The 11210-nt window shown below is 62.5% G+C and carries 11 protein-coding genes and 3 tRNA genes; 5 read left to right on the forward strand and 9 right to left on the reverse strand.

Going from position 1 to position 11210, the window contains the following annotated elements; translation table 11 throughout:
* Position 1: 1 nt before the first annotated feature.
* The gene (locus IPK70_12190) at positions 2-925 is read right to left on the reverse strand and encodes a hypothetical protein (protein ID MBK8227918.1); all 924 of its coding nucleotides are present in this window, start codon (positions 923-925) and stop codon (positions 2-4) included.
* A gap of 7 nt (positions 926-932) precedes the next feature.
* A complete protein-coding gene (locus IPK70_12195) occupies positions 933-1280 on the reverse strand; it encodes a 4Fe-4S dicluster domain-containing protein (GenBank protein ID MBK8227919.1) in 348 nt (115 codons plus the stop codon).
* A 71-nt stretch (positions 1281-1351) separates the two neighbouring features.
* Here IPK70_12195 and IPK70_12200 point away from each other — a divergent pair, with 71 nt between their 5' ends.
* Positions 1352-2413, forward strand: coding sequence for an acyl-CoA reductase (locus tag IPK70_12200; GenBank protein MBK8227920.1), 1062 nt, complete (start codon positions 1352-1354; stop codon positions 2411-2413).
* Here IPK70_12200 and IPK70_12205 read toward each other — a convergent pair whose 3' ends face one another.
* Entirely contained in the window at positions 2414-3892 is a 1479-nt protein-coding gene (locus IPK70_12205; protein MBK8227921.1) for a hypothetical protein, read from the reverse strand.
* Between the two features lie 146 nt (positions 3893-4038).
* On the opposite strand from IPK70_12205, the gene IPK70_12210 reads away from it, so the two are divergent.
* Positions 4039-4323: a type B 50S ribosomal protein L31 gene (locus tag IPK70_12210; protein ID MBK8227922.1), complete on the forward strand. Its 285-nt coding sequence runs from the start codon at positions 4039-4041 to the stop codon at positions 4321-4323.
* Between the two features lie 62 nt (positions 4324-4385).
* Here IPK70_12210 and IPK70_12215 read toward each other — a convergent pair whose 3' ends face one another.
* The 6 genes from IPK70_12215 to IPK70_12240 all read right to left on the reverse strand — a co-directional run bounded on the left by IPK70_12215 (position 4386) and on the right by IPK70_12240 (position 10673).
* Positions 4386-4982, reverse strand: coding sequence for a YdeI/OmpD-associated family protein (locus IPK70_12215; protein MBK8227923.1), 597 nt, complete (start codon positions 4980-4982; stop codon positions 4386-4388).
* Between the two features lie 72 nt (positions 4983-5054).
* Entirely contained in the window at positions 5055-6260 is a 1206-nt protein-coding gene (gene pcaF, locus IPK70_12220) for a 3-oxoadipyl-CoA thiolase (GenBank protein ID MBK8227924.1), read from the reverse strand.
* A complete protein-coding gene (locus IPK70_12225) occupies positions 6261-6701 on the reverse strand; it encodes a hotdog fold thioesterase (GenBank protein ID MBK8227925.1) in 441 nt (146 codons plus the stop codon).
* Between the two features lie 165 nt (positions 6702-6866).
* Entirely contained in the window at positions 6867-8867 is a 2001-nt protein-coding gene (locus IPK70_12230) for a cation:proton antiporter (GenBank protein ID MBK8227926.1), read from the reverse strand.
* A gap of 168 nt (positions 8868-9035) precedes the next feature.
* A complete protein-coding gene (locus tag IPK70_12235; protein MBK8227927.1) occupies positions 9036-9404 on the reverse strand; it encodes a DMT family protein in 369 nt (122 codons plus the stop codon).
* Positions 9405-9494: 90 nt separating this feature from the next.
* Positions 9495-10673, reverse strand: a complete 1179-nt coding sequence (locus IPK70_12240) for an acetyl-CoA C-acyltransferase (protein MBK8227928.1) — start codon at positions 10671-10673, stop codon at positions 9495-9497.
* A 124-nt stretch (positions 10674-10797) separates the two neighbouring features.
* On the opposite strand from IPK70_12240, the gene IPK70_12245 reads away from it, so the two are divergent.
* The 3 genes from IPK70_12245 (at position 10798) to IPK70_12255 (ending at position 11120) form a co-directional block, all read left to right on the forward strand.
* A tRNA-Ser gene (locus IPK70_12245) sits at positions 10798-10886 on the forward strand.
* 30 nt (positions 10887-10916) lie between these two features.
* Positions 10917-10990, forward strand: a tRNA-Pro gene (locus IPK70_12250).
* 56 nt (positions 10991-11046) lie between these two features.
* Positions 11047-11120: transfer RNA gene (locus IPK70_12255), tRNA-Arg, on the forward strand.
* Positions 11121-11210 lie beyond the last annotated feature (90 nt).

Below are 11210 nucleotides of genomic sequence, written 5' to 3' on the forward strand. Positions count from 1 at the left end.
CTCAGATCGCATCGAAAGCCTCGATCCGCGAGCGCAGGCCGCGCCCTTCGGTCTCTTCAACGCGGCTGCAGAGCTTCAGCACCATGCACGCGCAAGGAAGCGGATAGGTGAAGAGCATCACCCCGAACTGCAATCCGAAGAACACCGACATCACGATCGGCATCACCGAGTTCATCGCCTCTGGATCGCCGGATGCACCCAGGAACATCAAGAGCATCATCACCACAACGCCCAGGATCTGCACGATGTAGCCGATCGCGCCCACGATCAGGCCCATCACCATCGAGACCCCGAGCGTGGGCCAGAAGTCCCCGCGCACCAGCATGAATGAACGCCGCATCGCCGAAGCCACGCCCATGCGCTCAACGGCCTGTGCTGCGCTCGCGAGCGATGCGTAGGTGGTGACGGCCAGGACGGCGGCTATCATGCCCATGACGGCCACTACGCTGAGCACCGGCTCCTCCAGCAGGATCAGCAAGACGAAGACCACGGCCGATCCGCCTGCCATAAGGCCCAGCAAGGTCAGGATGCCGAGATAGTGGAAGAGCCGGCCCAGCGCGCGTTTCACCAGGAAACCCGTGGTTGCTGAGCTCGACTCGCCGCGATCGTGCGCGCGGAGGAATTCATGCACCAGCGCATGCAGGAACACGATCAATAGCGCGAAGAGCACGTATGCCGCGCCGATCATGATTCCGCCGTAGGCGAAGCGGTCGCCGCTGGATGCGAAAGGGTCTTGCGTGCGCGCCCCCATCATCTGCCCAAAGCCCCCGCCGATGAGGTAGGCCCCGAAGAGCAGGAGCGGCAGGCAGCTCACGGCGATGGCTCGGTACAAGGGCCGGCCATGCTGGCGCATCAGCGCGAAAGAGCCGCTGATCAGCTGCCCGAAATCACGCCGTTGGCGCAGCTCGAACGGCGGCTTCACCATCAGTTCGCTACAGGTGCATGAACTCCTTCTTGGCCATCAGCTGCTCCTTGGTCTCGCGATGGTCGGGGTCGTCCACGCAGCAATCGACCGGGCACACGGCAGCGCATTGCGGCTCGTCGTGGAACCCGGTGCATTCGGTGCATTTGTCGGCCACGATGTAGTAAACGTCCATGGTCTTAGGCGCATTGGCCGCATCGGCATCGTAGCTGTTGCCCATCGGTGTGGTCTGCGGCCCGTGGAGCGCGGTGCCATCGGCCAGCCGCCATTCAGCGCCGCCCTCATAGATGGCATTGTTGGGGCACTCCGGTTCGCAGGCGCCGCAGTTGATGCATTCGTCGGTGATCATGATGGCCATGGTGGTGCGGGATACTTTTAGCGCCGCGAAGATAGCCGGGCGGATCGGCGCGATGTGACCACCAGAGGAGCATGAACGGATCGGAACAACGGCGATCGGCGCTCGAGCAGCTCGGCGCGGTGATGCATGCTCTGGGCGCAGGGTCCGCTTGGCCGGGGCATTCCATCGGTCTTTCGGAGATTGAGTTCGGCACGCTGGATTCCCTCATCCGCAGGGCGCAGCAGCATTCCGGCTGGGCCACGGAGGAGAATGTGCGCTTCGCGCTCGGCGCTTGGGCCCAATCGCTGGCCGGTGCCTCGCTTGCGGAATGGCTGGCTCGTTATCCTGAGCTTCAGTCCAGCGAGGTCCGGCCAAGGACCATCGGCCTCATCCTCGCGGGCAATGTGCCGCTGGTCGGGCTTCACGATGTCATCACCGTGTTCCTCTCGGGCCATCGGGCTCGGATCAAATGCTCTTCGCAGGAGCCGGAGTTGATTCCCGCGCTGCTGGGGGTGCTCGACCATTTCCTGCCCGGCACCTCCGAACGCCTCATCACGCTGACGGGGAAGCTCGGGGAGGTGGATGCGCTGATCGCCACCGGCAGCGACAACACCGCCCGGTACTTCGATCACTATTTCAGGCATGTGCCGCGCATCGTGCGCAAGAGCCGCGTGAGCATCGCCGTGCTCGATGGCACCGAGACCGATGGACAGCTGGCCGCATTGGGCGAGGATGTGTTCCGCTATTTCGGACTGGGCTGCCGAAACGTGAGCAAATTGCTGGTGCCGCGCAGCTTCGACCTCGATCGGATATTCAGGGCCTTCTACCCCTGGTCGGCGATCGTCCACCACAACAAGTACGGCAACAACTACGACTACACGCGCGCGCTCTGGCTGCTCGACCGCGTGCCTTTCCTCGAGAACGGCTTCTTGCTCATGAAGGAGGATGCCGCATTGGCGAGCCCGGTTGCGGCGCTCTTCTACCAGCGCTACGACCGCAAGGAAGAGGCGCTCGCGTACATCGAGGCCAACCAGCAGAAGATCCAGTGCGTGGTGGCGCGCGATGGCATCGCCTTCGGGGAGGCCCAGCACCCGGCCCTGAGCGACTACGCTGATGGAGTGGATACCCTTCGTTTCCTGCTCGGGTTGGGCTGATCAGGGCACATAGTCGTAGCAGCCCAGGTCGGGCAGTCCATCTGCGCCCCGTGCCACGCCGTCCAGATCGAGGAAGGGGCCTGCGCCGTCGGCCTTGTCCCGGGCAAAGGCTGAGGAAGTGAGGTGGAAGTCGCGGTCGGTCACGCTCACGAAGCCGTGGTTCTGGTTCCGGTAGATGTTCAGCGGGTCGAAGAAATCGCCGGTCGTGCTCTGATCGGTCTTCAGCATCATGCGGTCGAAGAGAAGGTCCGGCGTGGCCAGCGCATCGAACTCGAGCTTGAACTCGTTGGTGTTCGCTCCATGGATGATGCTGTTCTTGAATACGCTGGTGTCGATGTCCCGGACCTGCAAAGTGCCGGTGATGTCCGCGTAAGTGTTGGTCATGATGAAAGCCGGCGTGTTGCGGATGCCGTAGCTCCAGTAGTTGGCCACGGTCATGTGCCGGAACCGGTACGCGCCGCCACCGGTGAGCGCCAGGCAATATTGACCGCAATCACTCACCAGCAGGTTGGCGGCATCGATCCGGTAATTGCGGCTCAGTATCCCCGCGGCGCTGCAGTTGCGGATCTTCACGTCCTCCAGGATCAGCTTGGCCTGGCTGGTCACCGCATCTGGCACTCCAGGCCAGGTCTCGCATTGCACGCCCACCAACGCGTTCTTGATGACGACATTCTTCAACTTGTTGTCGCCGCCGGCCGGGCCATCGTTGATCCAGATCCGATCCCACTGGCCGGGCAATTCGGCATAGAGCGCCTCGAGGCGGTCGCTTTGGAAGGTGATCGGACTGCTCACATCGCCATTGGCTTCGATCTGTCCCCATCGATAGATCCACAGGCCGCCTCCGCCATGAACATGCACGCGGACACCAGGGTCGATGATGAGCTTGCTGCAGGAGTCGACCACCGCATAACCGTAGATCACGTAGGGCTTGTCGTTTGGCCAGGTCACGGTCTCGCAGATGCTGTTGCCATTGTCATCGAGCCCTGCGATGATGCTGTAGGCGGGCAGGCCGCTTGGGAAATTGTCGGGCCTGAAGTAGTGCGCATCCTGCCCCCAAGCAACCAGTTTCACCTTCTGTTCGGTGCCGTTGGTGAGGAACACGATGTGGTCCTCATGGATCAGCGGAGTGCTCTGCCCGGTCTGGTCCAGGCTCGCTTCCACGAAGACATAAATGCTGTCGCCTCCCAGGATCTCCACATCCTGGAAACTGGTGCCTGCGGCGCCATCGACATTGATCCGGAAGGGGGAGGGGCTGCCGCCTTCGAGAGCGATATCGACCCGCACCCCTTGCGAATCGGGGTTGCGCACCCGGAATCGCTTGGTCACCGAGAAGGGGTTCTGGGTAAAAACGGTGTCGAACAGCACCTCGGCCTGGCTGAAATCCAAGGTCACGGGGTCGTCCGTGAAGAGCTTGTCCTTGCGGCAATTGACCAGCAGTACTGCAGCAGCTAGGAAGGGGAGGAGGCGGGTGAGCTTCAAGGCGGGCAAATATGGCCGGAACCGAATGCCCATACGCACGGTCGGGCAGATCATTGCCTAAGGGTGTCTCCGGAGCTTGCCTGAATGAGGTTAACAGCTACATTTGCGCCCCGCTCGCAGGAGGGCGGCATTAACGAGACAAGGCCATGAAGAAAGGCATCCATCCCGAGAACTACCGCACGGTGGTTTTCAAGGACATGAGCAACGAGTACATGTTCCTCGGCAAGAGCTGCGCTGCCACCAAGGACAGCATGAAATGGGAGGACGGCAACGAGTACCCCCTGATCAAGCTCGACATCAGCTACACCAGCCATCCCTTCTACACCGGCAAGATGATGCTGGTCGACACCGCAGGCCGCGTGGACAAGTTCAAGAAGCGCTTCGCCAGGCACACCGAGAAGCGTGACGCAGCGGCTTCCTCTGCCGAATAAGGCACGACCCTGAAATGAAAAGCCCCCGGCGACGGGGGCTTTTTCGTTGTTCGATATGCCGGTCAAACCCGGTGCTTGTCTTCTTTGCCCACCCCGGCACGGATCATTTCCAGCGCCTGTGCGATACGGCGCTTCCGGGTCTCGTCCTGCTTGGCGTCGGTGACCCATTCCACGTATTCCTTCTTATGGGAGTAGCTGAAATTCTCCCAGTGCGCCCACGCTTCCTCATCCTTCTTCAGGCAATTCTCCAGTTCGGGCGGCACCACGAGGGCTTTCCGGGCGGGCTTGGCGTCTGATAGCTTGGCTCCGCTCATGTTCACCTTCACGGCTTGCTTCACCAGATCAACGAAAGCGGCCTCGTTGATGGTGTCCGTTTCACGCAGCTTGTAGGAGCGCATGCCCTTGGCATCGTCCTTCTCGAAGAGCTTATTCGGGTCCTTGATCAGCGCGCCCTTGTGGAACCACACGGCCACGTGCTCCTTGAAGGCTTGCAGGCCGATCATGATGCCATCATGGTCGAAATGCGGGCTGTTCCATTTCCAGGTCTCCTCGATCTCCTCATCCACGGTGTGGATCAATTGCCGCAGCCGCACCAGCATCTTCCGCTGCCATTCCGGGCGTTCGGCGATGTACAGGTTTATCTGTTCCTGAGGGAGCATGGAGCAGGCGTTTAGGTCGGCCAAGCTAGCATTGATGTGAAGCCAGTGCTCCGCCAGATCGACGGATGGATTTCAACAGCGCTCGATGACCACGGAGTACCCCTGGCCAACGCCGATGCACATGGTGCAGAGCGCGTAACGCTTGCCAAGTGCCTGAAGCTCAATGGCTGCGGTTTGCAGGAGCCGGGCGCCGCTCATGCCCAGCGGGTGGCCCAAGGCGATAGCCCCGCCATTGGGGTTGATCCGTGGATCATCATCGGCGATGCCCAGCGAGCGGGTGCAGCTCAGAACCTGCGCCGCGAAGGCTTCATTCAGTTCGAAAAGGTCAATCTGGTCCAAGGTGAGGCCAGCACGTGCCAGCGCAAGCTTGGTGGCACTCACCGGCCCGATGCCCATGATGCGGGGCTCCACACCAACCACCGCACTGCTCACGATGCGCGCCTTGGGCACGAGGCCGTGCAGTTTCAGTGCAAGCTCACTGGCCACCAGCAGAGCGGCGGCGCCATCATTGAGCCCGCTTGCGTTACCGGCCGTTACGGTGCCGTTCTTCCGGAATGCTGGTTTCAGGGCGGAAAGTCCTTCGATCGTGGACTTGGGTTTCACGAACTCATCCTGTGCGAAGAGGACTGGATCGCCTTTCCGCTGAGGGATCGGCACCGGTGCGATCTCCTTGGCGAGCCGGCCGCTTGTTTGCGCGGCGGTTGCCTTCTGCTGGCTCCACAGCGCGAAGCGGTCCTGGTCCTCGCGCGAGATGGGGTTCGCATCGAGCAGGTTCTCGGCCGTCTCGCCCATGGCGTCGGTGCCGAATCGCTCCTTCATGCGCGGGTTCACGAAGCGCCAGCCGAAGCTGCTATCGAAGAGCTGTGCATCGCGGCCGTAGGGCGTGCTGGTCTTGCTCATCACCCAAGGGCCGCGGGTCATGTGCTCCACCCCGCCTGCGATGAAGAGCTCGCCGTTCGACGCGGCGATTGCGCGCGCCGCGCCCACCACCGCGCTCATGCCCGAGGCGCAGAGCCGGTTCACGGTCTCTCCCGGCACGGTCACGGGCAGGCCCGCCAGCAGAAGGGCCATGCGTGCCACGTTGCGATTGTCCTCGCCCGCTTGATTGGCGCATCCCATGATCACGTCGTCGATGGCTTCGGGGGCGAGCGCAGGGTGGCGGTTCATCAATTCGCGCAGCACATGAGCGGCAAGGTCGTCCGCACGAACGGGCGCCAAGGCCCCGGCGAAGCTGCCGATGGGCGTGCGCACGGCGTCAACGATGTAGGCTTCTTTCATTCAGGTCGATTGGTGCGTTTGCGGGAACCAGGGTTTGCCCGTGCGGTAAACGGTGCCCTTGAAGAGGGCCACTTGCTCGAGGTCCTGATTGGTCACGGTGATGTAGTAGATGGCGATGCTACGAGTAAGGCTCATCTCCTTGCTGGTGGCGGTGAGCACGTCGCCGGCTTTCACGGCCTTGGTGTGGCTGATGCTGGTCTCCACGCTCACGCTCTGGATGCCATGGCTGTTGCTGGCGAAGGCGAGGCAGCTATCGGCAAGGGAGTAGGTGATCCCGCCATGCGCGATGGCGAAGCCATTGAGCATCTCATCGCGCACGCTCATCCGCAGGACGCATTGCCCGGGTTCCACCTTCAGCCGCTCGATTCCGAGCCAGATGCTGAACGGGTCATGGTCATGCATGCGCGCAACCACTTTTTCCGCGAGCTCTTGGAGCGACATGGGGCGAAGGTACCGGGCGAGAGGTTGCCGGGTCCCGTGGTTCTCTGAAGCCCGGTCTTCTGCGCACAGCATTTCCCTGACAGCCGAGCATCAGCTTCCCGGCGGATTTCCCGGTATTCGTGGTCCTTGGATCCGCGAAGAACAGGGAGCCCGAGCCATTCACGATCACCGCAGCTCCTGGTCAAGCCGCACGATGGCCTCCGGGCTTCCGAGCAGGTAGAGCACATCATCGGTGAGGATGCGCGTGCTGCCCGTCACATTGGTGATGTGCCTCTCTTTGCGCCGGATCGCGAGCACGGTGATGCCGTACTTCTCGCGCAGCCCGATCTCCGCCACGGTATGGCCCACCACCTTGCCGCGACCAAGGGTCACCGGCAGCGTGGCGATCTCGATGCCCGGAATGGGCAATGGCGCTTGGGGCGCCACCGCCGGGGAACTGCTCACGCCGCGCAGCATGCCGTAATGCCCTCCGCGGATGCGGGCCACGAGGTCCTGGATGCGCTGTTCAGGGACGAGGTATTTGCGGAGGACGCGGTAGAAGATCTCGATGCTGGTCTCGAATTCCTCGGGGATCACTTCGTTGGCGCCGGCATCGAGGCTGGCCTGGATCTCACGCACGTAACGGGTGCGCACGATGATGTACACGGCGCTGCTGATGCCTCTCACGCAGGCCACGATCTTCTTGGTGGCTTCGGGGTCACTGATGGCGACCACCACGACCCGTGCGCGCTCAACATGCGCCTCATGCAGCACATGGTCGTTGGTGGCATCGCCATGGAGCACGGGCAGTCCGATCGCTTGCGCTTTACGGGCCAAGTCGGGATCCTCCTCCACCACGGCGCAGCGGATGCCGCTCTCCATGGCGGCGGTGGCCACGTTCTGCCCATTGAGCCCGAAGCCGATGATCACCACATGGTCCTTGAGCACGGTGGCCATGCGCTTTTCCTGCTCGCGCTTCACGCGCATGAGGCTATCGAGGCGGTTGCTCACGCGCGCTGGGACGAATTGAAGGAACACCTTGCGCACGATGCGCTCGCTGCGATCGAGCATGAATGGCGTGGTGGCCATGCCCAGGATGGCCACGGAGAGGAAGAGCTGGTAATGCTCCTGGCTCAGCAGGCCATGCTTGAGGCCTGGTATGGCGAGCACGAAGCCGAACTCGCCCAATTGGAACAGGCCCAGCGCGCTGTGGAGCGCAGTGCGCAGCGGGTAGCGCAGCACCCACACGGCCAGCGCTGCGGCGAGCACCTTCAGCAGGGTGGCCCCAGCGAAAAGGCCGATGATCGTGAGGGGCGCATCAAGGAAGAGCCGCACATCGACCAGCATGCCGATAGAGACGAAGAAGAAGCTCAGGAAGAGCTCGTGGAAGGGCTGCACGATGCCCGTGGCGTGGTAGGCATGCTCGGTCTCGCTGATCACCAGGCCCGCGAAGAAGGCGCCCAACGCGAGCGAAAGCCCCATGGCCTGCGTGGTGAAGGCCGCAGCGAAGCAGATCACCACGATGGTGATGATGAACAGCTCATTGCCGCGCCCTTTGATCGCCGCGCGCAGCAGCCTGGGCACGACGTAGCGGCCACCGAGGAATACCGCCACCAGCAGCAGGGCCATCTTGCCGAGCAGCAGGAGCAGGTCGCTGGTGATGTCCTGGCTCTGTCCCGCCAGCAGCGGCGTGATCAGCATCATGGGCACCACGATGATGTCCTGGAAGATGAGGATGGCCGTGGCCACGCGGCCCGACGCGCTATCCATGCGGCCCTTTTCCTGCAGCACGCGCAGCACGATGGCGGTGCTGCTCAAGCAGGTCAGGAAACCGATGAAGACCGCGCTCTCGGTGCGCACGCCGAAAGCATGCAGAGCGCCGGCCACGCCCGCAATGGTCAGGCCCACTTGCATAGCACCGCCGCCGAAGACCGTCTTGCCCAGGCTCGCGAGCTTTTTCAGGCTGAACTCCATGCCGATGACGAAAAGCAGGAAGACCACACCGATCTCCGCGAGCGCTTCCACTTCCTCCACTTCCTTCACCCAGCCCCAGCCGTGAGGTCCGGCGATCATGCCCGTTAGGATGAATGCCAGGATGCCCGGCAGCCTGAATCGGCGGAACAGCAGCAGGATCCCCGCCGCCAGCGCGAGGATCACAACGAGTTCACCGAACAGGGGGAAGTGCATGGGGAAGGTTGAAGGTTCGGACTGTTGAGGGTTGGAGGTTGACGGCCCAGTGAAACGGGTGCACAAGATCCGCATCAACCATCATCCTGCTGTCGGTAGGCAAGCATGCCGGGGCATCAATCCGCAACCTGCCTCTGCATCAACCAGCATCACATCTGCCGCACCGCGCTACTTCTTGAAGACGAGCCAGACCGCTGCCACCAGGAATACTGCGGCCAGCGCATGGTTCCAGCGCAGCGCTTCATGCTTGAAGGCAACGAGCGGGAAGAGCGTGAACACCACCAGCGTGATCACGTCTTGCAGCACCTTCAGCTGGACCAGCGTGAATGGGCCCCCATGCAGATCGCTGCCGATGCGGTTCGCCGGCACCTGCAGCACGTACTCGAAGAAGGCGATGCCCCAGCTGATGCCGATGATGGCGAAGAGCCCGAGCCCTTTGCCCCAATCGAATTCCCTGAAGCGCAGATGGCCGTACCAGGCCAACGTCATGAAGGCGTTGCTGAGGATCAGCAGGCCGATGGTGCAGAGGGCTTTCATCCGTGCAGCACGAAGGTCCGCCCTGCGGATCGCTTCATGCGGCGCCCAGCGCGTTCATGTTCAACGCCCGCCTGTTGGTGGCCGTAGCGATCAGAGCGCTTCGATCACCATCGCGCTCGCGCCCCCGCCACCATTGCAGATGCCGGCACCGCCGTAGCGTGCGTTGTTCTGCTTCAGCACATTGATCAGCGTGACGATGATGCGTGCGCCGCTGCACCCCAATGGGTGGCCGAGGCTCACGGCGCCGCCATTCACGTTCACCTTGGCGGGGTCCAGGCCCATGAGCCTGGTGTTGGCGATGCCCACCACGCTGAAGGCTTCATTGAGCTCAACGAATCGGATGTCGCTCATCTTCAGGCCCGCCTTCTCCACGGCCCGCGGCAATGCCTTCGCGGGGGTCGTGGTGAACCATTCAGGGGCCTGCTCGGCATCGGCGTAGCTGAGAATCCGTGCGATGGGCTTCAAGCCGAGGGCCTTTGCCTTCTCCGCGCTCATGAGCACCAGTGCCGCGGCGCCGTCGTTGATGGTGCTGGCATTCGCCGCCGTCACCGTGCCGTCCTTCTGGAATACCGGCTTCAGCCCGGGAACCTTGTCGAAGTTGACGTTCTTGTACTCTTCATCCTCGGCTACTTGCACATCGCCTTTTCGCGTGGCAACGGTCACGGGCACCACTTCATCGGCGAAGCGGCCTGCGGACCATGCGGCCGCGCTGCGCTTGTAGCTCTCGATGGCGAAGGCATCCTGCTCTTCGCGGGTGATCTTGTGCTCCTTGGCGCAGAGCTCGGCGCTGACGCCCATGGCGGTCTGGTGATAAACGTCGGTGAGGCCGTCCTTGCCGATGCCATCGATGAGCACGCCGTTGCCGAACCGATAGCCATAGCGCGCCTTCTCGACATAGTAGGGGGTCTGGCTCATGCTCTCCATGCCGCCCGCCACCACCACATCGGCATCGCCCAAGAGGATGTCCTGAGCAGCCATCATGATCGCCTTCATGCCGCTTGCGCACACCTTGTTCACGGTGGTGCAGGTCACCTCATTGGGTAGCCCGGCGAATTTGGCCGCTTGCCGGGCAGGCGCCTGGCCCAGGTTGGCCTGCAGCACGCTGCCCATGATCACCTCCTGCACATCCTCGGCCTTGATCCCGGCCTTTGCGAGCGCGCCTTGGATCGCGGCAGCGCCAAGCTTGGTGGCGGGGACTTCCGAGAGGCTGCCGCCGAAGGATCCGATGGGGGTTCGTGCTGCGGAAACGATGACGACTTCACGTGCCATAGGGGGGGTGTCTTAAGGTTGAAGGGCGGCAAAAGTAGCCCCGCGATCCTGTGGTCTGCTGCGTACGGATGAGCCGTCTATATTTGCGCTCCCTTTGAGGGGGCGTTCTTTCCAACTATCACTCGGAGAGGTGGGTGAGTGGCTTAAACCAGTAGTTTGCTAAACTGCCGTACGGGTTAAACTGTACCGGGGGTTCGAATCCCCCCCTCTCCGCAAAGGCCCGCCAGCCGGGTCTTTTTCGTTCGGGGCGTAGCGTAGCCCGGTATCGCGCCTGCTTTGGGAGCAGGAGGTCGTCAGTTCGAATCTGGCCGCCCCGACAATGTAAAGGGTCAACTTAGGTTGGCCCTTTTTCATGGCCACCTTTGCCGAGCAAGGTCCCGTAGCTCAGCTGGATAGAGCACCTGCCTTCTAAGCAGGCGGTCGTTGGTTCGAATCCAACCGGGATCGCAGCGCATTCGGCTTTCGGCTGAAGCGGCGTTGGCTGTTGACCCACGGGCCACGGAGCGGGAAACCGCGCCTCTGCAAAGCCTCCGGATT

This window comes from Flavobacteriales bacterium (assembly GCA_016712535.1).
GTDB lineage: Bacteria > Bacteroidota > Bacteroidia > Flavobacteriales_F > PHOS-HE28 > PHOS-HE28.